Origin of the sequence: Limnospira platensis NIES-39, assembly GCF_026000695.1 — a bacterium.
GTDB lineage: Bacteria > Cyanobacteriota > Cyanobacteriia > Cyanobacteriales > Microcoleaceae > Limnospira > Limnospira platensis.
Window position 1 is genome coordinate 3,703,932 of the sequence record NZ_AP026945.1, and the last position, 26,561, is coordinate 3,730,492.

Below are 26,561 nucleotides of genomic sequence, written 5' to 3' on the forward strand. Positions count from 1 at the left end.
AAATTTTGACCAGGGGGACAGATTACCAATTGACGGAATATTTCTGGGAGCCTGGAAAAACTCGCTTGTGGGAGGCGAAACCTGCCTGGGGATGGTTTTCCCCAGAATGGGAAATAACAGGTTCCATGGAAAAACTATTGGTTATCTATACTTTAACCGATCGCATCGCGAATGGCGTTTTGGGTCATAGCTGCGATCGCTTGATCTGTGGCTTTGGGTAAATGATAATACTTACCTCCTGCCGTTTTCGCCAATTCTTTGGCAAAACCTGTCGAGACAAATTTATTTTCGGTATCAATTACTAACAATTGAATACCCAAACCACGAATTTTGGCAGCAATTTCCAGCAATTCCCCTTTAATATCGGGTTTTTCACCTTCTAGGATAGGTTCACCGAGCGATCGGGCTAAGGGAATATTACCTCGGCCGTCGGTAATTGCCACAATTACCACCTGTCCGATATCTCCAGACTGTTTAGCATTCATCCCCACCCGCACGGCTTGGGTGAGTCCGTGAGCCAGGGGAGATCCACCCCCACAGGGCATCCTTTCTAAGCGTCGTTTGGCGGCCGCAATTGACCGAGTAGGCGGTAACAAAACTTCCGCCTGTTCCCCTCGGAAAGGAATTAAGGACACCTGATCGCGGCTTTGGTAAGCCTCAGTTAACAGTTGCATTACCGCCCCTTTGGCCGACTGCATCCGGTTCAGGGCCATGGACCCGGAAGCATCCACCACAAACACCACCAAAGCCCCGGACTTTCTCGCTAGGCGCTTAGATCTAATATCTCCCGATTCTACAACTACCCGACGTTCAGGATATCGTAACCGTCGCGATCGCTGATAGGGTGCTGCCGCCCGTAGGGTAGCATCTACCGCAATGCGTTGTACTTTACCCTTGGGTAACATTGGTTTAACATACCGACCGCGATCCTCTGAAAAAATCATACTGCGGCTGCCAGTTTTACCCTGTCGGTTCGCCATTTGGGAAAAATACAGCACCGTTGGATCTAGCACCACCCCTTCCGGGTCAAACACAAACTCTTCTGGGATGCTATTTTGTTCCTCTTCTGGGGGTTCGGTTTCGGGTTCTTCGTCTTCGTCTTCGTCTTCGTCTTCGGGTTCGGGTTCCTCTTCACCTTGGGGCGGTGGTGGGGGTGGTGGCTGTTGTTGTTGTTCTTCTGGGGGGGTCTGAATTACTGTCGCCCTGGGTACAATCACTAATTCTACCGCCCGCCGCAAGTCGTCAGCATTAACGCTATTTCTACCATCTAAAGCTGCCGAAGCCTTAGCTACTCGCACCGCAAATAGTTCCGCTCGGTGTCCAGAAACTACGCCTCTGATGGCTTCTTCTACCAGGTACAGAATTTGCTCTGAGGTGATGGTGACATCTTTTAGCCATTCTCTGGCTAGGAGAATTTGGGTTTTCAGGTTATCTAAGTCTTCTGTATATTGCTGGAGAAATGCCTCGGGAGACTGGGAATAATCGAGGGCTTGGTCTACTGCTTGCACCCGTTGATCTAAACTCAGGACTCCATCAGCAGATAGGGCTATGGCAATGCGATCGAGTAAATGGGTTCGCAGGGGACCTTCTTCGGGGTTATAGGTCGCTATAAATAGGGGTTGGCAGGGGTGTTCAAAGCTGATGCCTTCCCTTTCAATGACGTTGCGCCCTTCCGTTAAAACTGTTAGCAGCAGGTTGGCTATATTGTCATCGAGGAGGTTGATTTCGTCAATGTAGAGGACTCCTCGGTTGGCTGTGGCTAATAAGCCCGGTTGAAATACGGTGTCGCCCTGTTTAACGGATTTTTCTACGTCTACTGAACCTATCAGCCTATCTTCTGTTACCCCTAGGGGAACTTGTACAAAGGGGGCGGGGATTATTTCGGTTTCTGGGGTGGGTTCTCCGGCTTCCCAGTTGGGGGCAATGTTGGCGATCGCATTTTTAACTACTTCTAGGGGCGGTAATAAGGCATGGAGAGCCCTGGCCATCACTGATTTAGCGGTTCCCCGCCGTCCAGCAATTACCACACCTCCTAAGCCAGGATCAACTGCAGCCAGCAGCAGGGCAAATTTAATCGCTTCTTGTCCCACCACGGCGGCGAGGGGAAATGTTGTTACGGTTGGGGCGCTAGGGGGCGCAGACATGGTTCTTGTCAGTAGTGGTCAACAGTTAACTTTAGCACTAAAGGGGAAATTTTCCAATTGACATCCTCCCCCACAATCCCCCTGTTAGGGTGTTCTCAATCTAGGGCGATCGGCGATCGCCTCCGGGTTATAGCTACCCTTCCCCCTGAGAATATAGTCCGTTGTTACCCTGTCAAAAAAAAATTTCACAATTTCTTGACGATTTGATATTTTCTAATTTAGAATAGGATTATATAGAAAACAAACAGTCAGCCTAATCCGGCGAAAGTAAAACATTGCCGTTATGTACTTTTCGAGCAGGTGCAGACGCGGTGATGTGGTCGGAGCGGAGGAACCAAATTTTTGGGGCTAATCTCGCAAGCTGTTTCTGTCAACAACCGACAGAGATTAAGAGAAGGGCAACTCTCAGCCCTAGCCCGTCAGCTAACTCCGTAGGCATTGAGAGGAGGCTGAGGCGCACACTTTCTAAGACAATTAGATAGCTTGGCAATTCAGTTTCCTTAGGTTGGTATAGACCTGGTTTGTTATACCCACCCTAGATTCTGAGCGGTTAGTGATGACACCTAAAATACCCCTGTCTTTAATGACGCTGCCTGGACAGGCGACGTACATAGGTTTTCTGCGACTAAAAAGTAGTGACCTAGTAACAATTGCAGCGATCGCCTGCATTACCTTGGTGATTGTGTGGTGCATTGTGAATACATTTATCACCACATTAATGCCAACTCCAGCCCTACCGATGTTCGTAAATAATACCCTATCAACCTATCGTCTATTCAAAAATTATCAGGAGGTGATTACCGTAGTTAGTAAATATGTTAACATGACTGTAGCCTATTGAAATCAATAAAAGGGGCTAAGAGATTTTCGCTGACTTAGCCCCCATATAATATAGTATGATGTCAAAGTCGGGCTAGTATTAATCAGGTTTTCGATGAAATTAATAGTTGTTGTTCCCGGTCTTATGGCTGTAATAGGGTTAGGAATTGAGGCGATCGCCGCCCGACCCCGAGACATCCAACAATTGCTAAATACCAAACAGTGTCAGCAGTGCAACCTCAGCGAAGCCAACCTACAGGAAGCCGAATTAGACGGCGCGGCTCTCATAGGTGCTAATTTGCAAAATAGTGACCTGCGGGGGGCAAAATTGAGAGGTGCGGATCTAAGTTCAGCCAACCTAATTGGGGCGAATTTAGCAGGTGCAGACCTGCGAGATACCAAGTTACACAGCACCACCCTGAGACAAGCTAACCTTTCTAATAGTGACTTATCCTGGTCAGATATGTATCGCGCCTTTCTGGAAGGTGCTAATTTAGATCAGGCTAATTTGAATAATGCCAACCTAAATAATGCTAGATTAGAGGGGGCGACCTTTTGCGGCGCGACTATGCCAGACGGTTCAGAGGGGCCTTGTTAAAAGTAGTTAAAACCCTTGTGACAAGGCAGGCTAAAATTAGCCCGCCTCGCCTCTACTTAAATCACATCCCCAGTTTCTTGGAGTGCGTGTAATCTTCGATAAATTCCCCGGTTATTGAGTAACTCATCATGACTACCTATTTCGATAATTTTACCATTATCTAGTACCACAATTTTATCAGCTTCCCGAATGGTACTGAGGCGGTGAGCCACAATAATTGTAGTGCGAGTTCCCAGAATATTTTGCATAGCGATTTGAATGGAACGTTCTGATTCATAATCCAAGCTAGAAGTAGCTTCATCAAAAATCAAGATATCAGGATTGACTAGCAGTGCCCTAGCAATACCTAACCGCTGTTTTTGCCCCCCAGAGAGGCGCATTCCTCGTTCTCCCACGGTAGTATAATAACCCTTTTCTAGTTGATTAATAAACTCATCTGCCCGAGCAATTTTACAGGCTTCGTTAACTTCATCTAGGGTAGCTTTGGGGTTGCCATAGGTGAGGTTATTTAACAAGGTTCCATTGAAGATATCAACATCTTGATGAACTATAGCTAAACGTCGTCGATAGGCGGTAACATTCAAATCTTGGATATTTTTATCATCGATTAAAATGCGACCCTGACTAGGTTCAAAGTAGCGAAATAATAGCTTAACCAAGGTAGACTTACCGGAACCAGAATGACCCACCAGCGCTACAGTTTGACAAGGTTCTATCAACAAGTTAATATCCTGCAAAACTGGTTTTTCTGGAAGATAGCCAAAGGTTAAATTTTCCAATTTAACTTGACCCTTAAATTGATAGGAGACCTGATTATCATCAGAGTTTAATTGGATGGCATCTTGTCCATCTTTTAACTGCATAAACTCATAAAAACGCACCATAGAAGAATAGCGCCGCGCAAAAACTTCCGCCAATAAACTAATGGGAGTTAGTTCGGAATAAGCCATACTAGCCAGGGTATAAGTAACCACAAAATACCCCAGAGACATTTGGCCGCCCAAGGTAGCAAACAAGGTAAAACCTAAGACCATAAATAAACAAAATTGCACGGTGGTAGTTTGATAGGTAGCCAGTTTTACATAGTCTCGGTGAATGCGATGGATAACGACAGTTAACTCTCGGTTTAGGCGGGTGCTTTGTCGCTGGAGTTCCTGATTTTCGGTAGCAAAGGCTTTGACGGTTTTGATGTTAGTGATGATTTCTGAGTTGCGACTTTCGGTGTTTTCTTGATGGCTGTCTAGTCGGGTTTCTAATCTAATTATCTGTCGAAGTTTGATGAGGGTAAAGGACAGAATAAATACAAAAGAAACTAAGAAAAATATGGCTATTTGCCACTGAATGAAAAAAATCACTATAAAAATACCGATGACTCGCACGAGTTTCGGGATTAATTGACCTGCTATTTCGGGGTAAGTCCAGGTATGGTTAGTGATGCCTTTGGTGATGCGGTTCGCAATGCGACCGGGGTTATTTTCTTCGTAAAATTCCAGGGGTAAAGTTAAGATTTTTTGGATGGCATTATGATGTTGATCTCGGCGTGCGGCTAGGGGAATTAACCAGTGAAACCATGAGCCTAGCCAAGGCTGAATGGGTGCTTTGATAACGGTGACCAAAAAAATGATACCTAGTAATATGATTAAAGCTGTGGTCTGTTGGTCTGGAAGCCCGGTTGAGGAGGCGATCGCTGTAACTGTTAGCTGTATTAAGCCATCTGCGCCTTGACCAGATAGGACATTTAAAATCTGTCCGATCGCATAGGGGACTAGCAAATCAATGAGTTCAAAAATGCTAGAGGCACTGATACTAATAATTGCTAATAAACGATAATCTCGATAGTATTGACAAATCTCGCGAAAAGTACCCATGACTGCTAAAATGGTGTTTTTAATGTCAGTGAAAATATCAAAGCTACCATTATAATAGATTTCTGACAATTTGGCAGAGGTCAAACTGGGATGACTAGCTGGCTGATACAGTCTGCCCTAGGTAGGCGATCGGCTGGGGGTATTGTCAAGGGCAAATTATAGCTAACAAGCACTAGATATTGTATAATTATTGTTTGGGTAAAATCTAGGTAGGTGAAGAGGGAAGATCTCCAACCTGCTTAGTTGGACTCAAACAAAACTTAGAGTAGGAGTAAGTGTATATGCCATCAGACCTAGATCGAGGAATTATGAAGTTTAAGGGAGCAGATAGCCCCACGGTTGTGATTGTTTCTTCACTTCTCATTCTCGGTAGTATCGGCCTTCTAATTGGGTGGGCACTACAGACAGCCTACTCTTTTTAAGGTATGGAAAACTGACAGGCTCTAGAGGGGGGAAGCATATAGCTGACCCCCTCTAGGTCAGCCTGGCGGCTTCCTGAGCAATTGACAAGTATTTACAAGTATTTAGTAGTGAGATGCTCTGTAGTTTTTGATTAGGTTTCGGCGGGATTGCTAATTTGTTGCACTTCTGGAGTTGCCTTACTAATTGCCTGAAGTAAGAGATAATTTAGCACAGTCCGCACGGCAATAATAGCAGCTAACCGGGCAATATCATCCCAACGGCTAGAAATCATGGTTTTTAAAATAGTTGCCCCAATTAGAAAACTGAGGGCTAGGGAAAATGAATAACCCATGACTAAACGGCCTCGTTGAAATGCGTCGGTAGCTTGAGCTTGAAATAAAGCATCTTTAATAAAAATGATTAAAGCACGGGTCACGCCAATGGCAATTACAAATAATGCCAACAGTTGGCAAAATCCTGTTAAAATTCCATTTAAGGAAACTACAATGCCTGAAAGTTCAGTGGCTAGACCGTTTAAAATCATGTTGATGATTGCTCAAATGAGAATTAACAATAAATGATTCTAGCAAAGAAGATGCGGGCACTGTCAGAGATGTGTGATTGGTTAATTACCTGGTGGGATAGGGCGGGTTTAGTAATATGATTTGTGAAAAATCTAATTAACTGGGGAACCCGCCCCTACGAGATTATTAATTATCCATTGTCGATTGTGGAATGAGAGGTTAGCGGGAAGCAGCACCTACTCGCCGCCAAGCTGTGGGAGACTGGGGATAATTCCGAGAAAGGGGAGATGCCATTTTTAAGACTTTGTTCATTACCCAGGGGGCAATGCGACGACACCAAACGGCTAGGTGGCTTTGCCAACCTACAAGAATTTCTGGGGAGTCTTTCCGCACTCCGATAATTAAGACTTGGGCGACCTGTTGGGGGGTCATGGGAGTGACCCAGCGAAATAGTTGCAGGCGGCGGGTCATGTCTGTATCGGTGAGGGTGGGAAGTAAGGCCATAACTTGGATATTGTGTTGGGCTAATTCGGACCTTAGTGCTTCGGTAAAGCCTAGGATGGCGAATTTAGTGGCTGAGTATGTAGACATGGTGGGAGCGGCGATTTTGCCCATGAGACTGGAGACATTGACGATGGTTCCTTGGTTTCGGGTGGCCATACGTCGGGCGATCGCACGGGTGACTGTGTAAAGTCCCATCAGGTTGAGGGATAGTTCTTCTTGGACTTGGGGTAATTTGGATTTCAAGAAGGGGGTTTGATGGGCGACCCCAGCGCAGTTCACTAATAAATCAATGGGGCCGTGAGTTCGCCATGCTTGGGCTAGGGCAATATTGACTTCTGTTGGCTGTGTGAGATCTAGGGCGAGGGTGATCACTTCTACTTCCATGTCGCTGAGTTCTGCTGCCAATTCTGCTAATTTTTGGCGATCGCGGGCGACTAATAACAGACGACCCACGCCATTGCGGGCTAACTCTAGGGCGATCGCTCGTCCGATACCACGGGAAGCCCCTGTAATTAGGGCTGTAATACCTTGGATATTCATAAAAATCTCCTGTCTGTGTGTGGTCAATTACCGCCACGACACTAGGACTCCACTACAGTGGCGGCTAAATCAATTGATTGGACTAAATTCTGTTCAACCCAGGCGGACGCTAAAATTGTGAAGAACAACAAAATCCCTCTGGGTTAGCTCTCGTTTCTGGAGCGGAAAGTTTGCTGATTGATAGCTCATACTCAGTTTGCTGATGATGATATGAACGAATCGAGGCTTCAACTCAGTTGCTGACTGAGGATACATCACAGGTCACGGTAGCGTACAACATAGCTCACAGTTCTCCTTTTTACTTTCTCTTTTTTACTTACTATTGTTCGCAGTGCACACTTTAGCAACAAAATCAAGTTTGTGCAACATTTTTTAATAAAAAACGCTTTAACATTTCTTTACAATCTGGCAAAACCTTGACTGTAGGGAGTTTTAGAGTAATTGTCAGCAGGCGATCGCCGATGGTAACAGAGGATCTGAGTAATGGGAGTAAAAAGTAGCGATCGCCTTCAAACACTGACGGGATAAGTAACTAAGCCGCAATAATCCATAGAGTCAGGGGCGAGGTATTATGAGACCAAAGTGGCGCGCCAAAACAAAAAACCCACAACCGTTACAGGTTGCAGGTTTCCAGATAATGGGGGCGGTGGGACTTGAAGCCAAATTACAGCCTATAACCCCTATTCTACCGTTACTCTAGTGCACTCAAAAGCGATCGCATTATTAGGAGAGAGTGCAATTATGAGTGCAAGTACAAACAGTACACACAGCGGCATATATCAAGGTTTTCAGGATATCCTTGAGTTTTTTAATCTATCCCGCAAACAATGTCCCAAGGGTGTCAGGATTAAACGTAACCGGGGGACAATCCAACTAGATATCACCACTGACCCAGAAACCGGGGGACGTAAACAGCGAGGCTGTAATTGTAAGTTTACCTCAGAGGGTATCCGCAAGGCTGTAGAGAAGGCTTGGTTAGTTCATAAATCCCTTGACGGACAATTTAAGTCGGTGTCTGAATGACTGGACTGGTACAAGGCTACTATCCTTGATGAGTCCAAAGTTCTCATGGAAAACGACTTAATCACTTATAGTCAAGTATTCAAAGACATGGAAAATGATTACTTTAATGGGGTACATCGTAACACTACACGGAAGCGCTCTCGCGATATATCAAGTGACCAAAATTCATTTAAACGCTGTTTCCTTGATATATTCGATAAAGTCAAGGACTGGGATAGTTACGTCACCTGGGAGGGTATAAAAGAAGCGTTATATAGCCCGTTACAAGATGGCAGTAGTCCGGTAGGTCACAAAGACTTCAAAAATCGTTACTATCGATTAAGACAAGTAGCAGAACGTGCTGGCTGCAAAAAAGCATTGGAGAAACTGGAAAAGATTGACCCAACCCAAACAGTATTTGCTGAATCCCAAAGTATAGACTTGGATACCTTGTTAAGTTTACTAGACAAAGAACGCAACACTGATTATCGTTCTGTCACAGACAATAATGCGCGTGATGGTTGGTGCTGGGTTAGTGCGATGTGTACCCTATACGGGTTGAGACCGTCAGAAGTTGCGGCAGGTCAAAACTTAACCAAAGCCATTACGGTTGACGGTATCACTTTCCCGGCTGTATCTGACCCTAACAACCTTGAGTTAGTGCTGGTTATTGGTGAGTTTACTTACTTTGGTGGTAGCACCAAGACAGGCTGGCGGTTAGCTATCCCAATGTCAAAAGACAAGACTCTGATTAACCGCTTAGGGATTCATAACGTTTGTCTACCTATCACAGAATCCAAAGACCCTAGCAAGTTTAACGATAATCACCGTAAATGGTTATCACGACATAATTGGGGACTAACTCAAGCCTATGCCTTTCGACATCTTGGAAACCAACTAGGGGAGATGAACGGGATACCACAGGAAATCAGGGCGCGTTCGTTTGGTCACTCGGTAACGGTTAATGACAGCAAGTACAAAAAACGTCGCAACCTTGCCACAGAGTTAGGTATCCTGACAAGACATCAAAGGCAACCATTGCCACTAGATATGGCAAAACAAACACTACTCAATCATGGTATTAACCCAGAATCACCAGAGATGAAAGCAGGACTTAGATTAATCTATCAGTTAGACGATTAACCCCCAATAAACCCACAACACAATACCCTCTAGGCTAAATACCTAGGGGGTTTCATTTTGCACTCTCTCCTAATAATGCGATCGCTTTTGAGTGCACTAGAGTAACGGTAGAATAGGGGTTATAGGCTGTAATTTGGCTTCAAGTCCCACCGCCCCCATTATCTGGAAACCCTTATCCGCATTACGATAGCGGGAATTCACTTAACCCGATAGTCGTATCGTCACACTCAATATGCACTCCATTCAGTCTTAGCACACGGGACAATTAGCGCATATCCCTCAGCAACAAAACTTAATTATTGACGGGTTAATCAATAAGCACAACTTAATCAATCTGTCAAATATCCATTCCTCCCCCCCAACCAAACACCGATAGGGTAGTTCCCTTGTGATAGCAGTCAATGGCAAGCCTATCGGTTCGTTCCTCACCATTGACTGCTATCACATCGGTCGCACCCCCAAGAGTGTTTGTTCCGGTTGGGGGGGAGGGTATGGCTCAAATTTCAAAACCCATAGGGGTAGTCAGGTTATTGGTGAAATATTGAGGAACCTACTCGCTACCAACAAAATGCGATCGCATAATCACGACTAACCTGGCTATGACATACTGAAGCGATACCCCCAAACAACTTTTCAACTGGTGACTTGTTTCGTCAGCTCTCGCTGATACCTACATAATCCTAGGGAATTGCTTTACCAGCGACACCCGATACCTACATAATCCTCAGCAAGTCTCCAATTTATAGGGGTAATCATCATGTTCAGAACTCAGTACCCCTAATAGACGGGTTAAGGTTTTGGCTTAGGGTGTTTATTGTAGGTAAACTAGGGGTGAGCATTCATATAAATGATTTACAGTCTGTAAACAACAGACTGTAAACAGATAATATGAATGAACCCCTACAGTTAGAAACCATAGGGGGCCATTTAAGTTATTGGGGTAGCTGTTAGGTGTTAGGGTTTAGGGTTTTCTCCAACCATCATCATCAATATCATCTCTGTTGATTGGAAGATGGGGTGATTGCTTTTTATCTTCTGACTGTTTTTTGCATACTATTGATGTCATAGAATCACTAACATATCTAATCAAATAATTTAGGCTATTTTGGATACCGTCTAACCTACTCTCAATCATTAGGTTTCCTGTATGCGTAATGAACGTACTGAGAATAATCGCGACAATAATTAACCCTAATTCAACTATTACCAAGTTCATTTATATTAATTTCCAAAAATGAAGTGTAAACCATTTAATCCTTTCTAGTGGAGAAAATGAAGCGTAAAAATTGCTGTACGGCGGTGATTCAATTATTTGATATTCATTAAGCCATATAGTCTCTTTTTTAACTAGCATAGCTTGGTTAACATCATTGTAGGCATAGAATTTAAGCCACCCTGCCATTTTCCAGTACACGGGTACACTGTCAGCCAGCGTCAAATAATATCCTGATAAATTTGCAGCCAGAAATGTCGGGTAAAGTTTTAACACCGTGTAAATTATCGGTATCTTCTTTAAAGAATTTATCGTATACTTTAAACCAATTACCCTCTGATATATCAAGTGCATTAGGCATAATAAATTCAATTAATATTGGTATTTAGTCGTGTAATACATAAAGGGGATTCATTAACTAAGGTATAATCACAAATATCAATAGCTGACCAATCCTCAAAAAATGAAACATTGACATCTTCTTTAGGCTCAATTGAAAATAAATCCCCGCCTATTCCATTATAACTACTATCATCATAGTGGTGAGTTAAAAATATTTCTGTACCCGTGTTTAAGATGCTTATATAACATCGCAATATCGCTACTGAAGGGCTAAAAGTTGTCACATTATAAAACGTACTAAACAGAACGCTTAAATCACCATTTGTTTCTTGTACTGCAAAATGATATTATATTCCTGACAAATCGCATGACCAAATATAAATATTTTACCGATTAATTTTCCAATTTTATCACCGGATTTGATATCGATTTTTAACAATTTATTATCACTATTGTTGTAATTGTCGTTATAAAAACCTCCTGTATATTTTCTAATATTATGCTGTAATTTTTACGCTTCATTTTCTCCACTAGAAAGGATTAAATGGTTTACACTTCATTTTTGGAAATTAATATAAATGAACTTGGTAATAGTTGAATTAGGGTTAATTATTGTCGCGATTATTCTCAGTACGTTCATTACGCATACAGGAAACCTAATGATTGAGAGTAGGTTAGACGGTATCCAAAATAGCCTAAATTATTTGATTAGATATGTTAGTGATTCTATGACATCAATAGTATGCAAAAAACAGTCAGAAGATAAAAAGCAATCACCCCATCTTCCAATCAACAGAGATGATATTGATGATGATGGTTGGAGAAAACCCTAAACCCTAACACCTAACAGCTACCCCAATAACTTAAATGGCCCCCTATGGTTTCTAACTGTAGGGGTTCATTCATATTATCTGTTTACAGTCTGTTGTTTACAGACTGTAAATCATTTATATGAATGCTCACCCCTAGTTTACCTACAATAAACACCCTAAGCCAAAACCTTAACCCGTCTATTAGGGGTACTGAGTTCTGAACATGATGATTACCCCTATAAATTGGAGACTTGCTGAGGATTATGTAGGTATCGGGTGTCGCTGGTAAAGCAATTCCCTAGGATTATGTAGGTATCAGCGAGAGCTGACGAAACAAGTCACCAGTTGAAAAGTTGTTTGGGGGTATCGCTTCAGTATGTCATAGCCAGGTTAGTCGTGATTATGCGATCGCATTTTGTTGGTAGCGAGTAGGTTCCTCAATATTTCACCAATAACCTGACTACCCCTATGGGTTTTGAAATTTGAGCCATACCCTCCCCCCCAACCGGAACAAACACTCTTGGGGGTGCGACCGATGTGATAGCAGTCAATGGTGAGGAACGAACCGATAGGCTTGCCATTGACTGCTATCACAAGGGAACTACCCTATCGGTGTTTGGTTGGGGGGGAGGAATGGATATTTGACAGATTGATTAAGTTGTGCTTATTGATTAACCCGTCAATAATTAAGTTTTGTTGCTGAGGGATATGCGCTAATTGTCCCGTGTGCTAAGACTGAATGGAGTGCATATTGAGTGTGACGATACGACTATCGGGTTAAGTGAATTCCCGCTATCGTAATGCGGATAAGGGTTTCCAGATAATGGGGGCGGTGGGACTTGAAGCCACACGACCGTTTAAGGTCAACGGATTTTCATCCTCTCGCAGCTTTCGCTACAGCATCAGGTAGGTTGATCCGCGCCTAATTGCCTTGAGAATTGGACTCTCCCTTTACCCTCGGCTTAACGTTAGGGTAGCTCCCCTCGAGTCTCTGCACCTTCGCATAAAGAAGTTCCAGAAATTATATATTTCCTTCACCCCTTCAAGGGCTTGGCTCAGGATTGCCTTGTCTGCGAACAGATTTAGGTTTCCCTGAGTTTGAGAGCAGTCACTTGAGGGATTTCTCACCCCAAGGCTCAGTTTTCTAAGTCCGTAGTTCTGGGAAGTAGGTTGGGTGGAGGTCACGAAACCCAACGCCACCATCTCTTAGTTATGTTGGGTTTCACTACGTTTGACCCAACCATGTAGGTTGGGGTTCTGGGAAGTAGGTTGGGTGGAGGTCACGAAACCCAACGCCACCATCTCTTAGTATGGCTTTTTTCCCCATTTGAGTAGGTTGGGTGGAGGTCACGAAACCCAACGCCACCATCTCTCAGTTATGTTGGGTTTCACTACGTTTCACCCAACCTACATGGTTGGGGTCTTGGGAAGTAGGTTGGGTGGAGGTCACGAAACCCAACGCCACCATCTCTCAGTTATGTTGGGTTTCACTACGTTTGACCCAACCTACATGGTTGGGGTCTTGGGAAGTAGGTTGGGTGGAGGTCACGAAACCCAACGCCACCATCTCTCAGTTATGTTGGGTTTCACTACGTTTGACCCAACCATGTCGGTTGGGGTTTTGGGAAGTAGGTTGGGTGGAGGTCACGAAACCCAACGCCACCATCTCTCAGTTATGTTGGGTTTCACTACGTTTGACCCAACCATGTCGGTTGGGGTTTTGGGAAGTAGGTTGGGTGGAGGTCACGAAACCCAACGCCACCATCTCTCAGTTATGTTGGGTTTCACTACGTTTGACCCAACCATGTAGGTTGGGGTTTTGGGAAGTAGGTTGGGTGGAGGTCACGAAACCCAACGCCACCATCTCTCAGTTATGTTGGGTTTCACTACGTTTGACCCAACCTACATGGTTGAGGTTTTGGGGATCGGAAAAATATTTCCGGATATTTCAGGAAATTACTTGTTAATCCCTCTCTAATCAGAAACAGTTAATAGTGGGCAGAGTCGGACTCGAACCGGAATTACAGCCTACAACCCCTATTCTACCGTTACTTAGGTGTTACTCAAAACCGTAGTAGAGTAACAAGTGAGTAAAAAATGAGTAATGCTACTAAACTCCCTACAGTGGGGGGAAAGGGTAACTATGACGAGAGCTATAGCAGATTCCTGAAAGCCTATCAAGACTTTAAAGGGGAATGTCCCAAAGGAGTGACACTCAAGTTACAAAAGTCCGGGGCTAGGTACAATCTGCTATTGCAGTTTAAGCAACCACCTACCGGGAAACGGCTACCCAAGACAGCTAATCTTGAGTGTACACCCCAAGGGGTGATAGACGGGGTTAAGAAAGCTAAACTGGTATCAGAAGCCCTAGGGACTATCACTAGCACTAGTGAGTTCTGGGATTGGTATGATACGACTATTCTAGGAAAGAATCAGATTGAGGATAATCTGATAACCTACCGGGAAATATTCCAACAACTGGAAGATGAGTATTTTGCCGGGTACAACCGCAACACAGGACGACCACGCTCCCGCGATATTGTCAGCGACCTATCTTCCTATCATCAAAGCCAAAAAATATACTTTGAGCAATTCCCCAATTGGGATGATTATCCTACTTGGGAGAGTTTCAAGGTTATGCTGTACACTCCCTTACAGAATGGAGAGGAGCTGATAGGGTCCCAAACATTCAAAGAACGTTACTACATCCTGAAAGCCATTGCCAAAAAATCACCCAATAAAGACCACCTACTAAAACAGTTAGAACTTATTAATCCCAGACAAACACGATTCACCGTTAAGCAGCGTATAGGCATCGATGCCTTTAAAAATTGGTGGTACAGCGCTAAACAAGAAGTCTACACTATCAAAAACCATACATTCAGTAAAGCTCGTCACGCCTGGCTGTGGGTTACTGGTATGACAGTAATGTATGGGTTAAGGCTTACCGAAATAGCCGCTGCTTTTAACTTATAGCACCAGACAGGAAAGTTAGGACGTATAATGGAGAGGACGAGATGACTAAGAAGACCAAAAATGCCAGCCCCCTATAGTTACGACCTCAGACAAAAAGTTATTGATGCAATTGAACTAGACGGTATGCCCAAAACAGAAGCCAGTCAAGTTTTCCATGTCAGCCGGAACACCATTAATCTCTGGCTGCAAAGAAAAGCACAGACCGGAGACTTCCTCCCTAAACCTAATCACCGACCTGGCAATAACCACAAAATTACCGACTGGCATAAATTCAAGGCTTTTGCCCAAGAGCATGGCCACAAAACCTCCGCTCAAATGGCTGAACTTTGGGATGACGACATCTCTCCTCGCACCATATCCAGAGCCTTGAAGAAAATTGGCTTCACCAGAAAAAAAAACTTACGGCTACCAAGAAGGTGATGAGCAACAGCGAGAGGAGTTTATTGCTCAGATTGAACACATGGAGTCGGAAGGGTTGGTTTACCTCGATGAAGCTGGCATGAATAGTCAAGACTCGGATTATCCTTATGGTTACTGCCAGGAAGGACAACGCTTCGATGCCCTCAAATCAGGGAAGAGGCAGGGCAGGGTGAGCTATATGGCCCCATGGTGTCATCAACAACTCTTAGCTCCCTTTACCTTTGAGGGTTGTTGTAATCGGACAGTGTTTGAGTTGTGGTTGGAGTTCATCTTAATTCCAACACTGAAGCCAGGTCAAACTCTAGTACTGGACAATGCAACGTTTCATAAAGGGGGGCGGCAGGCTGAACTGGTGGAGGCAGCTCCATGCCGTTTACTCTATCTTCGGCCTTATTCGCCAGACCTCAACAAGATAGAGAAATGTTGGTCGTGGTTGAAAGCCCGCATTCGCCATTGCACGTGAGCAGTTTGATTCTCTCGATGATGCCATGGATTCTGTTCTCAAGGCTGCGTCCTAACCGTATTGACTAGTGCTATATCTGGGAGACAGACCTAGGGTGAGGGCAATGTCTTAAGGGACTGGTGAACAAGCTGTATGTAAAGAAATGTTAAGTTGGGGCCGGGAAAATTTTTTTTCTGGGGGGGGTTGCTTTTCCGGGCGACTTGCGCTACACTTTTTATATAATTGGGATATTGCTAATTTTATTTTTAGTAAATAAATTTCAATTATGTAACTATAATATCCAAATGCTATCATGAGTTCCCAGTGGTTGTCAAGGGTTGGCGCGGGTTCCGAGCCAAAAAAAATTTTTTAATGTTAAAAAAGGCATATTTTCCCAGGAAGAAAAGCCGGGGAATCCTGGTTAATTAACCTTTAGGAATAGACACTTTCTAGGGATTGAAAATCTCGTTCAACTTCCGCCCACAGCGTGCGATTGTGAGGGTCAGTACGGAGGGCTTTTTTGAGGTAATTGCGGGCTTTATCGGTTTGGCGTTCTTTGATAAGTTGACGCGCCCAACGTTGATAAGTAATAGCCTGCCACTGTCGGATTTCCTGGTCTTGGGGGATTCTGTGGGCTAGTCCTTCCACTAAAGCGATCGCCCTAGGAAAGCGCTGATATCTGAGTAATTGCTGCAATTGTTTATAGCAATTTTCCTTCAATTTCTGCTCAGTTTCGGAGAGTTCCTGGTTAAATTGAATCCGGTTTTCCGGGTGATAGACCTTAGTTTTAACCCTGGGGAAATGGGTGGTTGTACCCTGGTGAAATTGGGTATAAGAGGCAGTAGCCCAAGCCATTTCGGACTCTGGTTTAGCGACATCTAACAGAAACTTATAAGCCTCAGTTAAGGCGATAAATCTTTCTTGGGCTTGGGGATTATTTTGATTAACATCAGGATGATATTGTCGGGCGAGTTTCCGATAGGAAGCCTTGACCGCTTCCAAACTCGCCCCTGATCTTAAACCCAATGTGCGATAGTAATCCGTTGTGTCCATCTAGGTTTAATCTACCCCAGTTTAATTTAAGTCAAGAACCGAACCCGCCCCACAAGAAAGGCGGGCGTAATTAGTTTAACAGAAATTTAGGATATTGTTAAACGGAGCGTTCTTCAATGACCTGATCGATTAAACCATATTCGTGAGCTTCGGCGGCGGACATAAAGTAATCGCGATCGGTGTCTTTCTCGATTTTTTCGAGAGTTTGACCGGATCTTTCTGCTAACATCTCATTGAGGACCTTACGAATTCGGAGAATTTCTTTAGCCTCAATTTCGATATCAGTTGCTTGTCCGCGAGTACCCCCCAAAGGTTGGTGAATCATAATCCTAGCATTGGGGAGGGCTAACCGTTTACCTTTAGTACCCGCAGCCAGTAGAAATGCGCCCATAGAAGCAGCCATACCCACGCAGATAGTGACTACATCAGACTTGATATATTGCATGGTATCGTAAATTGCCATACCTGCAGTTACCGAACCACCGGGGGAATTGATATAGAGGTAAATGGGTTTCGAGGGGTCTTCCGAGTCCAAATACAGCATATAAGCCACGATCGCATTAGCAATACCATCGTCAACTTCTTCGGACAAAAAGATAATTCGTTCGCGGAACAGTCTTTCATAGATACCGATCCACTGTTCATAGGTACTACCAGGAAGTCGATAAGGAACACTGGGAACACCAATAGGCATAATTATTAATCCTCTTGTCTCGATCAGATTATCATTTAACTCTAGTAACAGAGTAGTTGCGCGGGAGATACTGTTGCCACTGTCGCCGGGGGCGAGGATAATTAGGCTCTAATTAATCTCCCCGGCGTGTTTTCCCATAACAGGTCAGGGAAATCAAATCAGCTTTTTTGAGTTGTTAAAACACGGTCGATGATACCATACTCTTTGGCCTGTTCAGGGGTCATGTAAAAAGTGCGGTTCATATCCTTAGTAAGTTTCTCAACGGGTTGACCAGTATTTTGGTGAAATATATCCATCATTAAAACCCGTTTCGAGAGGATTTCCTCAGCGGTTACTTGAATATCCGTAGCTTGTCCTTGGGTTCCTGTTTGGGGGTTATAAAGAGTAATCATCGAATTAGGAAGACTAGCCCGTTTACCTTTAGAACCGCAGGACAATAACAAAGCTGCCATCCCCACGGCTTGACCCAAACAGATAGTAACAATCTCAGATTTGATGTGTTGCATAGTGTCATAGACAGCCAAAGCCGCCATAACTGACATCATTCCCATCGACTCATTAGCCATACCTGCTAGGACTGGATCACCAATAGAGTTGATGTACATATAGATGGGCTTATTGTGATCATCAGAGTCAAGATACAACATAGACGACACTAAGGAATTAGCGACACCCGTTGTCAGAGGCTGATTCAGAAAAATAATTCGCTCTTGACTCAAGCGAGTATATATGTTAACCCACTGCCAGTATTGACTACCAGGAATCTGATAGGGAACGCGAAGAACTTCATCGACAGGCATAATTTGTAAGCACCAGCAAGTTTACTACACACCAACAGGTAATTGTTTGGGCAATTCCTTAGTGCTTTCGAGAACCCGATCAATCAAGCCATATTCTTTAGCCGCCTCTGGTGTTAGATAGAACATGCGATCGGTATCTTTGGCAATTTTTTCGACAGGTTGTCCGGTATTTTTGGACAAAATACCCAAGATAGATGCTTTGTTGGCTAGGACTTCTTTCGCCCTAATTTGGATATCTGTAGCTTGAGATCGTCCCATCCCCATACGAGGTTGGTTTAAAACAATGGTGGCATGGGGGAGACTGGTGCGACAGCCTTTGGTCCCCGCCGAGAGAATCATCGCCGCTGTACCCATAGCCTGACCAATGCAGATAGTATGCACAGGGGGCTTGACATAGTTGATGGTATCGCAAATGGCGAAGGCTTCGGTGTCTTGTCCGATCGCATCTCCGGTATACCACGAGGTTCCGGTAGAGTTGATATAGAAGAAAATCGGCTTTTCTGGATCGGAAAATTGCAGATAAAGCAACTGGGCGATAATTAATTTGGTGACATCAACCCCTAGTTGTCGCTTATATTCGTCTGAGGAAACTAGAGGCGACCCTAGATAGATAATCCTTTCCTTGAGTAGCAAGGAGGGTAGGTCTGGTGGTGGTGTCCGAATGGGACTGTCGCTGTAGTAGTATGGTGATTGCACAGTATAAACCGATGAACTCATCAAAGAGGTTAGACTATATACTAGCGCAACTTGTAGATCAGTCCTGTTAATAGGCTGATGGGAAATTACCGACCATCTACCCAGGGACTGTTCAGATCCTATAACTGAATTTGAAATCCCGGAGGTCTTCTATGAAAGTCAGTTTGCAGCCTTCTCTCAACGATCCGAACCTAGACCCCAATCAAGAATCGAACCAGCGTCAACTGTCAATTTCGGTTTCAGCGATTCCTGATCCGTTTGAGGGTCAAGTTCCCATGAATCTATGTTTGATTTTAGACCACAGTGGGTCTATGAATGGTCAACCCTTGGAAACGGTTAAACAGGCGGCGAAAGAACTTATCGATCGCTTAAATGTGGGCGATCGCATTTCGGTAGTTGCTTTTGATCACCGAGCTAAGGTATTGGTTCCTAATCAGGATATCGCCGATCCTGATGGTATCAAAAAAAAGATTGATGGTTTGCGCTGTTCCGGGGGAACTGCTATTGATGAAGGTCTCAAGCTGGGAATTGAGGAGTTAGGAAAGGGTAAACAGGATCGGATTTCTCAAGGGTTTTTACTGACTGACGGCGAAAATGAACACGGGGATAATAAACGTTGTCTCAAATTAGCCAAACTCGCCACCGAATATAAGTTAACTATTAATTCTTTGGGATTTGGAAACGACTGGAATCAGGATATTTTGGAGAAAATTGCTGATGCGGGTGGCGGTGCTTTGGGATATATTGAATATCCCGAACAGGCGATCGCTGAGTTTGGCCGTCTGTTTACCCGTATGCAATCGGTGGGACTCACTAACGCTTACCTATTATTCTCCTTCTTTCCTAATGTCCGTTTGGCTCAACTCAAGCCAATTGCACAAGTTTATCCCGATACTATTGAACTTCCTATACAGCCAGAAGGCGAACAACTCGCGGTGCGCTTGGGGGATTTAATGAAGGATACCGAACGGATTATCTTGGCTAACCTTTATGTTAACAATTTGTCTATGGGTAAACAGGCGATCGCTCAAATTCAAGTCCGCTATGATGACCCCGCTTTGGGTATTGAAAGGCTTTATTCTCAACCTGTTTTGGTGGAAGCTAATGTGATTGGAGATTATCGCCCTACCTCCGATCCCAAGGTTCAACAACATATTCTGGCCTTGGCTAAGTACCGACAAACTCAAATCGCGGAAACTAAACTACAACAAGGCGATCGTGCCGGTGCTGCTACTATGTTACAAACGGCGGCTAAAACGGCTTTACAAATGGGTGACAATAGTGCTGCTACTGTCCTACAAGGTAGTGCAACTCGCCTCCAGTCCGGCGAAGAACTATCCGACTCCGAACGCAAGAAAACCCGCATAGCATCGAAAACAACTCTCAAGTAGATCTAGGCTGGTTGAGGGTGTCGGGAGCATGGCTTTCCCGCTTCCCTCTTCCTTCTAACTTCCTTCTAACTAAGCTGTTATTGAGAAAAACTCTCAAAAAAAACTTTGTCGCCCCAAGCGCTAAGGGTTGACAAGCACCGGGAACTAATGGTAGAATATTGACATATAGTTAAATAATGGAAATCTCTGCCTAAATACTAAAAATGTCACTATTCCCATTATCTAAAAGTATACCAGAAGCCACCCGCCAAGGCAAGCACCCCCCAGAAAAAAAATTTTTCGCAACAAAACTTAATTTTTTGTTACAAAAGTTAACATAAGTCTCGGAGAGAATTTGTTATTTGTTAAAAGAGGGTTTCGAGTTCTGCGAGGGCGCGATCGAGGTTGTCGTTGATTAAGGTGTGGTTAAATTCCCCGGCGGCGGCGATTTCAGTTTTAGCTAGTTGAATACGACGGGCGATCGCCTCTTCGGAGTCAGTGGCGCGATTTCGCAGACGGTTCTCTAGCTCCTGTAGGTCAGGTGGTAGGATAAAAATTCGCACAGCCTGGGGAAAAGTCTGTGATACCTGTCTAGCGCCTTCTAGTTCGATTTCCAGTAGAACATTCTCTCCCTGCTGAATTTTATGTTCTACAGCCAAGCGGGGTGTCCCGTAGAAATTGCCGGCAAACTCAGCCCATTCTAGTAACTCTTGCTGTTGAACCATTTGTTGAAAGCGATCGCGAGTTACGAAAAAATAGTCCTTTCCATCGACCTCTCCGGGACGGGGAGATCGGGTAGTTACAGAGACGGAAAGATGTAGTTGTGGGTGTTTTTTCAGGAGCGATCGGATAATGGTTCCTTTTCCCACCCCACTGGGTCCAGTAATGACAATGAGTTGGCCAGTTTTGCTGTCAATCATCTTAAATGTAGTTAATGGTGAACCTCGATAGGTTTATGAAAGGCGATTAGTGCCGTTTTTCTCAATCACAAATCGGTTAGCGACTGTCTCTGGCTGAATGGCTGAGAGAACCACATGATTTGAGTCTGTAATAATCACGGCTCTGGTGCGGCGTCCATAGGTAGCATCAATAAGTTGTCCTCGGTCTCGTGCATCTGTAATGATACGCTTAATGGGGGCAGATTCTGGGCCAACAATAGCGATAACACGATTACCACAGATAATATTGCCAAAGCCGATATTAATGAGTTGAATATCCATAAAATTTCTACAGGTAGAATAAAGGTAGGTGCGATCGCTTTGATGGTATGAGCCCATAAATTGTATATTCTTACCAACTCGAAAGTATCGCCCACAAAAATTGTAGTCGGATCGGCTCCCATAATCAATATTTAATCTGAAAAACTCTATCTGGGGGCTGATGGGGTCTCTTTTACCTGGAGACAAAGGAAACCGGGGAGATGATGAAAACTGAGTCCTGTTGCTGCTTAAAAAACTAGATAGGAGGGTTGATGAACTAGATCACTTAATTTTGTGATCTGTGTCAGTGCTGGTGTCAAAAATATGTGAACCCACTAATTAAGATTTTTGTATGAGTATTTGCTTGTGAGTATTTAAAGTTTAGTTTAATCAGGGTCTTGCTTCCCCAGTCGAGGCTGGCTACGATGGCGATTACTAGCCTGCTGAGTATACCATTTATACCATTCTGTAGAGCTACGAATAGCGAGCCAGAGCAAGAATAAAGCAATTAACCCCCCCTGTTCAGGAGCATCAAAAGCAAACATAACCAGAGCAATACACAAACCATCCTGGACAAAAATTGCCCATAGAGGTAAGCCTCGCAGACGGTAAAACCATCCGGCTTGTACCAATTGTAAGACTAAAGCCAAAAGTCCCCCAACAATTCCCAGCAACCACAACACCCAGGAGGGGAAAGAACTGGCTTCAGCGATCGCCAAACCCATAATCGCTCCGACTACCGGACTAAACACCAGTTGAAATACCTGGAGAATGCGCTGTCCTAATAATTGTTTCGAGGCGAAAAGTTCAAAGAGGGACCAGCTCACCAAAACACCAATTACCACCTTGGGAGACAGATCCGAAAGAATTGGTACATCAGACCATAAATTATTTCGCAGTAATCCAATTAGTAGCAGTGGAAGCGCAATTCTCATACCTCCTGCTGCTGATGCGGAAAGAACTGCTAAAATTTCAATCATAGAAAGCCATTATGCTCCAGTAACTCGAAAAGGATGGTTTTATCCTAGCACCCCATCAAAATCAGTCCAGTCATGTTCAGGGGGGAAGGGTAGAGAATGGGGTCGCCCCCATCCCCTCCCATTCAAAACCGTACTTGAGACTTTCGCATCATAGGGCTCCCGATGTGGATGCCCAATTGGTCAGTGGTACAGTGTTGACTTCACCGCTTAGTCCTTCTTCTTTCAGAACTATATGCACACGTAGTCTTTAAACTCGTCTTCGCCATAACACCCCCACCGGTCGCCGGACCTACATCCACACCGTGGCGCGTCTGCTTAATCTGTTCAATCTGAGCAATAAACTCCTCTCGCTGTTGCTGATCACGTTCTTGGTAGCCGTAAGTTTTTTTTTCTGGTGAAGCCAATTTTCTTCAAGGCTCTGGATATGGTGCGAGGAGAGATGTCGTCATCCCAAAGTTCAGCCATTTGAGCGGAGGTTTTGTCGCCATGCTCTTGGGCAAAAGCCTTGAATTTTTGCCAGTCGGTAATTTTGTGGTTATTGCCAGGTCGGTGATTAGGTTTAGGGAGGAAGTCTCCGGTCTGTGCTTTTCTTTGCAGCCAGAGATTAATGGTGTTCCGGCTGACATGGAAAACTTGACTGGCTTCTGTTTTGGGCATACCGTCTAGTTCAATTGCATTAATAACTTTTTGTCTGAGGTCGTAACTATAGGGGGCTGGCATTTTTTGTCTTCTTAGTCATCTCGTCCTCTCCATTATACGTCCTAACTTTCCTGTCTGGTGCTATACATTGCCCTCACCCTAAATCTGGATCCCAGATACATTGCCCTCACCCTAAATCTGGATCCCAGAGGGGGAGAGGGACTTTTACCAGAATTATCCATAGTAGCGTCCTCGCCACTGGGTAGGTCTTTGGGTAGCGGAGAGAAAGAGGCGGAGAACAGCGAGAGGGTCAGCGAGGGGAGACAGCCAGAATACCCACTTAGCTTGTGCTTGGCTGAAGTCATAGGAAGAAGCGATCGCCGCCGACAAAGCGACACGGATAATAAACAGGAAAGCATTTAAGCGCCATAGCCAGGTGAAGATAGGGTTATGGTAGGGAAAGAGGAACCCGAAAGCGAGAGCGATAGTTAAGACCAGTATGGGTAAACCCTGACAGCAGAATAGGAGAGCGAGATCCGCCCAGAGTCCGGCGGTAGAGGAAGCATCCTTTAAATCAAGCGATCGCCCCCAGCCGGACCAAGTATCCATAAACCCATCATACATCCGCACCTTCAGCAGGGCGGCCCCATCCCAAAACCCGACGCGAAAGCCTTTCTGAGCAGCATTTCTAGCCAAAGTCACATCATCACAAAAGGAATTTGAGGCGGTGGTGTAACCATTGAGGGCTTCCAAAACCGAGCGGCGACACAAAAAGCATTGACCGTTAGCCATAACCCGCTCAGGGGTCATGGGGGCGGTATCAGGGGGACCAAATCGATATACGAGGGTAATTAAGAGGGCAGGTTGTAACCACAATTCCCCTGGGTATTTAAGGATAAACTGAGAGGATAGAGAAATCAGGTCATATTGAGCATTTTCTGCAGCCCTAACCAAGGCGGCGACCAGTCCGGGTTGAGGTTGTGTGTCTGCATCAATACCCAAAACCCATTGGGAGGCGGGGGAAGTGCGTAAAAAGCCAGTATGTAAAGCCCAAGGACGACCTACCCAGCCGGGAGGTAAGGGGTCGTCGGTAGTTAAGCGGAAACGAGGGTCGCGCTGGCTTTGGGCGATGACCATATCTGGGGTGGCATCGACTGAGTTACTATCAACTATGATGATTTCGCGTACTTCATAGCCCTGGGCGCTTAAACCGGATAAACAAGGACTGAGGCGGGCGGCTTCGTTGAGGGTGGGGACAATGACGCTAACTTTACCCAATAGGTCTGGGGTGGGGGGGGCTATGTGTAATTGTGGGCGGCGCAGTAACCCTCGAAATAGGCGGGAGAGTAGAATGGCGGTAGCGGGGAGTTGCACGGAAAGTATCAACAGGGCTAAGGCACTGATACTCTCGTAAGTTGATAAGTTAAATAGGGCTAGTAGACCAGGGCTGGGGATGAACATAAAGGGAAAACGCACGGGAATATATATGGGCGGGTGTGGTGGTGGTTGACTGACGGAAGTTAATGCGATCGCTATTAGACCAGTTTTCGCTGTCAATGGTCAAGTCGGAGAATATCCGTTTTGACCAGAGTAAACAAACCAGCCTCGCCAGCCCTAATGTCAGGTTAGGCAGTAGCCACAACCGCCACTATATCCAGGGTTAATCAAATGCGGACGAAAGGACTTGAACCTAGTCTATAGGCTGTAACCCCTATTCTATCGTTACTTAGGTGTTACTCAAAGCCATAACAGGATAACAAGTGAGTAAAAAATGAGTAACGCTACTGATACCCCTACAGTAGGGGGAAAGGGCAACTACGATGAGAGTTACGCTAGATTCCTGAAAGCCTATCAAGACTTTAAAGGGGAATGTCCCAAAGGAGTGACACTCAAACTACAAAAGTCCGGGGCTAGGTACAACCTACTATTGCAGTTTAAGCAACCACCTACCGGGAAACGGCTACCCAAGGCGGCTAACCTTGAGTGTACACCCCAAGGGGTGATAGACGGGGTTAAGAAAGCTAAACTGGTATCAGAAGCCCTAGGGACTATCACTAGCACTAGTGAGTTCTGGGATTGGTATGATACGACTATTCTAGGAAAGAATCAGATTGAGGATAATCTGATAACCTACCGGGAAATATTCCAACAACTGGAAGATGAGTATTTTGCCGGGTACAACCGCAATACAGGTCGCCCTCGCTCCCGGGATGTGGTAAGTGACCTGACATCTTATCACCAAAGTAAAGGGGTCTTTTTTGAACTGTTCCCTAACTGGGATGAATATCCTAGCTGGGAGGGTTTCAAGGCTATGTTGTATACCCCTCTACAGAACGGAGAGGAGCTGATAGGCTCTAAAACCTTCAAAGAGCGTTACTACATCTTAAAAGCCATCGCTAAGAAATCACCTAACAAAGAACACTTGCTTAAACAGCTTGAACCTATTAATCCCAAACAAACGAAATTTAAAAAGAAACAACGGTTATCTGTTGACGTGTTTAAAGATTGGTGGATTAATACCAAAAAAGAAGCCTACACCATCAGAAATCCACAGCATCAATCATCAAGACACGCTTGGCTATGGGTAACAGGCATGGCAGTAATGTATGGGTTAAGACCCACCGAAATAGCCGCTGCTGTTAATTTAACTAAGTCATTTGTAACTGAAGATGGCGTAATCATCAAAGCACTATCAGACCCTGATAATCAGGATAATTACTTGGTGTTAGGAGATTACACTTACTTTACTGACTCAGAAGGCAGAAAGGTTAGCATCAAGACAGGAGGTAGGATTGTAGCCCCTATTCCTAGCCTTGATATGTTTAAATTTCTGGAATTAAAAAAACCATTGCTACCAAAATACACACCTAGGGCGGGTAGCCTACCTCATACGATAGTTAGGGGGTTTAATGGTTTATTTGATAGAAGGCTTGCATCTATGAAATGTCCTGTAACTCAAAAATACGCTTTCAGGCGACTATATAACCTACTGGGTGAGAAGTATGGACTGCCTATCGAGTTACGGGCTAGGCTTATGGGACATAGTACAATCGTCAATGAGAGTAAATATAAAACAGAAGGGATTGACGCTACCTTAGAAGTCCTCAAAGGGGTTTCTAAGTTACCTATACCATTGAACGTAGCCATAGAACGGTTAACAGCGTTAGGGTTTGATGTTGACACTCCAGAAGCTAAGGCATTTCTCAGAGTTATCTATCAGATAGATTAATCTAATCGTCAACCTTTCATAAATTAACACCCCTAGACTAAACCCCTAGGGGTTATTTTATGGCTACAGATTGATGGATCCTGTTATGGCTTTGAGTAACACCTAAGTAACGATAGAATAGGGGTTACAGCCTATAGACTAGGTTCAAGTCC

Annotated in this window: 24 protein-coding genes, 3 pseudogenes and 1 riboswitch; of the genes and pseudogenes, 10 read left to right on the plus strand and 17 right to left on the minus strand. The window is 44.6% G+C overall.

The window, feature by feature from the left end; translation table 11 throughout:
• Positions 1–152 precede the first annotated feature (152 nt).
• A complete protein-coding gene (bchD, locus tag N39L_RS18105; RefSeq protein WP_014275943.1) occupies positions 153–2,144 on the minus strand; it encodes a magnesium chelatase ATPase subunit D in 1,992 nt (663 codons plus the stop codon).
• A gap of 291 nt (positions 2,145–2,435) precedes the next feature.
• Positions 2,436–2,597: riboswitch (cyclic di-AMP (ydaO/yuaA leader) on the plus strand.
• 103 nt (positions 2,598–2,700) lie between these two features.
• On the opposite strand from bchD, the gene N39L_RS18110 reads away from it, so the two are divergent.
• Complete coding sequence (locus tag N39L_RS18110) at positions 2,701–2,985, plus strand: hypothetical protein (RefSeq protein WP_006617117.1); 285 nt, start codon at positions 2,701–2,703, stop codon at positions 2,983–2,985.
• Between the two features lie 93 nt (positions 2,986–3,078).
• Positions 3,079–3,561 (plus strand): pentapeptide repeat-containing protein, encoded by a 483-nt coding sequence (locus tag N39L_RS18115; RefSeq protein WP_006617118.1) that lies wholly within the window; start codon positions 3,079–3,081, stop codon positions 3,559–3,561.
• Positions 3,562–3,617: 56 nt separating this feature from the next.
• On the opposite strand, the gene N39L_RS18120 is transcribed toward N39L_RS18115, so the two are convergent.
• From N39L_RS18120 to N39L_RS18135, 4 genes are all read right to left on the minus strand, one after another.
• Positions 3,618–5,429, minus strand: a complete 1,812-nt coding sequence (locus N39L_RS18120) for an ABC transporter ATP-binding protein (RefSeq protein WP_014275945.1) — start codon at positions 5,427–5,429, stop codon at positions 3,618–3,620.
• A 553-nt stretch (positions 5,430–5,982) separates the two neighbouring features.
• Positions 5,983–6,375, minus strand: coding sequence for a DUF1622 domain-containing protein (locus tag N39L_RS18125; RefSeq protein ID WP_006617121.1), 393 nt, complete (start codon positions 6,373–6,375; stop codon positions 5,983–5,985).
• A gap of 199 nt (positions 6,376–6,574) precedes the next feature.
• Complete coding sequence (locus tag N39L_RS18130; protein WP_006617122.1) at positions 6,575–7,399, minus strand: SDR family NAD(P)-dependent oxidoreductase; 825 nt, start codon at positions 7,397–7,399, stop codon at positions 6,575–6,577.
• 352 nt (positions 7,400–7,751) lie between these two features.
• Positions 7,752–7,916, minus strand: coding sequence for a hypothetical protein (locus N39L_RS18135; RefSeq protein ID WP_014275947.1), 165 nt, complete (start codon positions 7,914–7,916; stop codon positions 7,752–7,754).
• 224 nt (positions 7,917–8,140) lie between these two features.
• Between N39L_RS18135 and N39L_RS18140 the strand changes: the two genes are divergently transcribed.
• Positions 8,141–8,422 (plus strand): hypothetical protein, encoded by a 282-nt coding sequence (locus N39L_RS18140; RefSeq protein ID WP_081471195.1) that lies wholly within the window; start codon positions 8,141–8,143, stop codon positions 8,420–8,422.
• A 45-nt stretch (positions 8,423–8,467) separates the two neighbouring features.
• Positions 8,468–9,544 (plus strand): site-specific integrase, encoded by a 1,077-nt coding sequence (locus tag N39L_RS18145; protein WP_014275949.1) that lies wholly within the window; start codon positions 8,468–8,470, stop codon positions 9,542–9,544.
• A 961-nt stretch (positions 9,545–10,505) separates the two neighbouring features.
• On the opposite strand, the gene N39L_RS18150 is transcribed toward N39L_RS18145, so the two are convergent.
• The 3 genes from N39L_RS18150 to N39L_RS18160 are packed head-to-tail and all read right to left on the minus strand — an operon-like array spanning position 10,506 to position 11,118.
• Positions 10,506–10,760 (minus strand): hypothetical protein, encoded by a 255-nt coding sequence (locus N39L_RS18150; RefSeq protein ID WP_035735690.1) that lies wholly within the window; start codon positions 10,758–10,760, stop codon positions 10,506–10,508.
• Complete coding sequence (locus N39L_RS18155; RefSeq protein WP_014275952.1) at positions 10,761–10,982, minus strand: hypothetical protein; 222 nt, start codon at positions 10,980–10,982, stop codon at positions 10,761–10,763. It lies immediately after the preceding gene.
• On the minus strand, positions 10,969–11,118 hold the full coding sequence (locus N39L_RS18160) for a hypothetical protein (RefSeq protein ID WP_014275953.1): 150 nt from the start codon (positions 11,116–11,118) through the stop codon (positions 10,969–10,971). The genes N39L_RS18155 and N39L_RS18160 overlap by 14 nt, the downstream gene beginning before the upstream one ends.
• A gap of 559 nt (positions 11,119–11,677) precedes the next feature.
• Here N39L_RS18160 and N39L_RS18165 point away from each other — a divergent pair.
• The 4 genes and pseudogenes from N39L_RS18165 (at position 11,678) to N39L_RS18180 (ending at position 15,825) form a co-directional block, all read left to right on the plus strand.
• Positions 11,678–11,932, plus strand: a complete 255-nt coding sequence (locus N39L_RS18165; RefSeq protein ID WP_035735690.1) for a hypothetical protein — start codon at positions 11,678–11,680, stop codon at positions 11,930–11,932.
• 1,357 nt (positions 11,933–13,289) lie between these two features.
• Positions 13,290–13,721: a hypothetical protein gene (locus N39L_RS18170; protein WP_434221600.1), complete on the plus strand. Its 432-nt coding sequence runs from the start codon at positions 13,290–13,292 to the stop codon at positions 13,719–13,721.
• 287 nt (positions 13,722–14,008) lie between these two features.
• A pseudogene (locus tag N39L_RS18175) lies at positions 14,009–14,884 on the plus strand (recombinase); the annotation flags it as partial.
• Between the two features lie 63 nt (positions 14,885–14,947).
• A pseudogene (locus N39L_RS18180) lies at positions 14,948–15,825 on the plus strand (IS630 family transposase).
• 356 nt (positions 15,826–16,181) lie between these two features.
• Here the strand turns inward: N39L_RS18180 and N39L_RS18185 are convergent.
• From N39L_RS18185 to N39L_RS18200, 4 genes are all read right to left on the minus strand, one after another.
• Entirely contained in the window at positions 16,182–16,802 is a 621-nt protein-coding gene (locus tag N39L_RS18185; protein ID WP_014275961.1) for a DnaJ domain-containing protein, read from the minus strand.
• A 97-nt stretch (positions 16,803–16,899) separates the two neighbouring features.
• The gene (gene clpP / locus N39L_RS18190) at positions 16,900–17,496 is read right to left on the minus strand and encodes an ATP-dependent Clp endopeptidase proteolytic subunit ClpP (protein ID WP_006616848.1); all 597 of its coding nucleotides are present in this window, start codon (positions 17,494–17,496) and stop codon (positions 16,900–16,902) included.
• Positions 17,497–17,654: 158 nt separating this feature from the next.
• The gene (locus N39L_RS18195; RefSeq protein ID WP_006616849.1) at positions 17,655–18,296 is read right to left on the minus strand and encodes an ATP-dependent Clp protease proteolytic subunit; all 642 of its coding nucleotides are present in this window, start codon (positions 18,294–18,296) and stop codon (positions 17,655–17,657) included.
• 24 nt (positions 18,297–18,320) lie between these two features.
• Positions 18,321–19,013, minus strand: a complete 693-nt coding sequence (locus N39L_RS18200) for an ATP-dependent Clp protease proteolytic subunit (RefSeq protein WP_014275962.1) — start codon at positions 19,011–19,013, stop codon at positions 18,321–18,323.
• A gap of 131 nt (positions 19,014–19,144) precedes the next feature.
• On the opposite strand from N39L_RS18200, the gene N39L_RS18205 reads away from it, so the two are divergent.
• Positions 19,145–20,383, plus strand: coding sequence for a vWA domain-containing protein (locus tag N39L_RS18205; RefSeq protein ID WP_014275963.1), 1,239 nt, complete (start codon positions 19,145–19,147; stop codon positions 20,381–20,383).
• 344 nt (positions 20,384–20,727) lie between these two features.
• On the opposite strand, the gene gmk is transcribed toward N39L_RS18205, so the two are convergent.
• The 5 genes and pseudogenes from gmk to cruG all read right to left on the minus strand — a co-directional run bounded on the left by gmk (position 20,728) and on the right by cruG (position 24,641).
• Positions 20,728–21,282 carry a guanylate kinase gene (gene gmk, locus N39L_RS18210; protein ID WP_014275964.1) on the minus strand — a complete coding sequence of 185 codons (555 nt, stop codon included), beginning with the start codon at positions 21,280–21,282 and terminating at the stop codon, positions 20,728–20,730.
• 33 nt (positions 21,283–21,315) lie between these two features.
• Entirely contained in the window at positions 21,316–21,582 is a 267-nt protein-coding gene (gene remA, locus N39L_RS18215) for an extracellular matrix/biofilm regulator RemA (RefSeq protein ID WP_006616853.1), read from the minus strand.
• 365 nt (positions 21,583–21,947) lie between these two features.
• Positions 21,948–22,541, minus strand: a complete 594-nt coding sequence (locus N39L_RS18220; protein WP_006616854.1) for a DUF4126 domain-containing protein — start codon at positions 22,539–22,541, stop codon at positions 21,948–21,950.
• Between the two features lie 314 nt (positions 22,542–22,855).
• Positions 22,856–23,261: pseudogene (locus tag N39L_RS18225) on the minus strand (IS630 transposase-related protein); the annotation flags it as partial.
• 153 nt (positions 23,262–23,414) lie between these two features.
• The gene (gene cruG / locus N39L_RS18230) at positions 23,415–24,641 is read right to left on the minus strand and encodes a 2'-O-glycosyltransferase CruG (RefSeq protein WP_043469059.1); all 1,227 of its coding nucleotides are present in this window, start codon (positions 24,639–24,641) and stop codon (positions 23,415–23,417) included.
• A 310-nt stretch (positions 24,642–24,951) separates the two neighbouring features.
• Between cruG and N39L_RS18235 the strand changes: the two genes are divergently transcribed.
• Complete coding sequence (locus N39L_RS18235) at positions 24,952–26,409, plus strand: site-specific integrase (RefSeq protein WP_014275968.1); 1,458 nt, start codon at positions 24,952–24,954, stop codon at positions 26,407–26,409.
• The last annotated feature ends 152 nt before the right edge of the window (positions 26,410–26,561 follow it).

Coding starts and splice junctions, on each gene's coding strand:
- bchD (WP_014275943.1), bottom strand. CDS start 2,144: ATGTCTGCGCCCCCTAGCGCCCCAACCGTAACAACATTTCCCCTCGCC.
- N39L_RS18110 (WP_006617117.1), top strand. CDS start 2,701: ATGACACCTAAAATACCCCTGTCTTTAATGACGCTGCCTGGACAGGCG.
- N39L_RS18115 (WP_006617118.1), top strand. CDS start 3,079: ATGAAATTAATAGTTGTTGTTCCCGGTCTTATGGCTGTAATAGGGTTA.
- N39L_RS18120 (WP_014275945.1), bottom strand. CDS start 5,429: ATGGGTACTTTTCGCGAGATTTGTCAATACTATCGAGATTATCGTTTA.
- N39L_RS18125 (WP_006617121.1), bottom strand. CDS start 6,375: ATGATTTTAAACGGTCTAGCCACTGAACTTTCAGGCATTGTAGTTTCC.
- N39L_RS18130 (WP_006617122.1), bottom strand. CDS start 7,399: ATGAATATCCAAGGTATTACAGCCCTAATTACAGGGGCTTCCCGTGGT.
- N39L_RS18140 (WP_081471195.1), top strand. CDS start 8,141: ATGAGTGCAAGTACAAACAGTACACACAGCGGCATATATCAAGGTTTT.
- N39L_RS18145 (WP_014275949.1), top strand. CDS start 8,468: ATGGAAAACGACTTAATCACTTATAGTCAAGTATTCAAAGACATGGAA.
- N39L_RS18150 (WP_035735690.1), bottom strand. CDS start 10,760: ATGAACTTGGTAATAGTTGAATTAGGGTTAATTATTGTCGCGATTATT.
- N39L_RS18160 (WP_014275953.1), bottom strand. CDS start 11,118: ATGCCTAATGCACTTGATATATCAGAGGGTAATTGGTTTAAAGTATAC.
- N39L_RS18165 (WP_035735690.1), top strand. CDS start 11,678: ATGAACTTGGTAATAGTTGAATTAGGGTTAATTATTGTCGCGATTATT.
- N39L_RS18170 (WP_434221600.1), top strand. CDS start 13,290: ATGTTGGGTTTCACTACGTTTCACCCAACCTACATGGTTGGGGTCTTG.
- N39L_RS18185 (WP_014275961.1), bottom strand. CDS start 16,802: ATGGACACAACGGATTACTATCGCACATTGGGTTTAAGATCAGGGGCG.
- clpP (WP_006616848.1), bottom strand. CDS start 17,496: ATGCCTATTGGTGTTCCCAGTGTTCCTTATCGACTTCCTGGTAGTACC.
- N39L_RS18195 (WP_006616849.1), bottom strand. CDS start 18,296: ATGCCTGTCGATGAAGTTCTTCGCGTTCCCTATCAGATTCCTGGTAGT.
- N39L_RS18200 (WP_014275962.1), bottom strand. CDS start 19,013: ATGAGTTCATCGGTTTATACTGTGCAATCACCATACTACTACAGCGAC.
- N39L_RS18205 (WP_014275963.1), top strand. CDS start 19,145: ATGAAAGTCAGTTTGCAGCCTTCTCTCAACGATCCGAACCTAGACCCC.
- gmk (WP_014275964.1), bottom strand. CDS start 21,282: ATGATTGACAGCAAAACTGGCCAACTCATTGTCATTACTGGACCCAGT.
- remA (WP_006616853.1), bottom strand. CDS start 21,582: ATGGATATTCAACTCATTAATATCGGCTTTGGCAATATTATCTGTGGT.
- N39L_RS18220 (WP_006616854.1), bottom strand. CDS start 22,541: ATGATTGAAATTTTAGCAGTTCTTTCCGCATCAGCAGCAGGAGGTATG.
- cruG (WP_043469059.1), bottom strand. CDS start 24,641: ATGTTCATCCCCAGCCCTGGTCTACTAGCCCTATTTAACTTATCAACT.
- N39L_RS18235 (WP_014275968.1), top strand. CDS start 24,952: ATGAGTAACGCTACTGATACCCCTACAGTAGGGGGAAAGGGCAACTAC.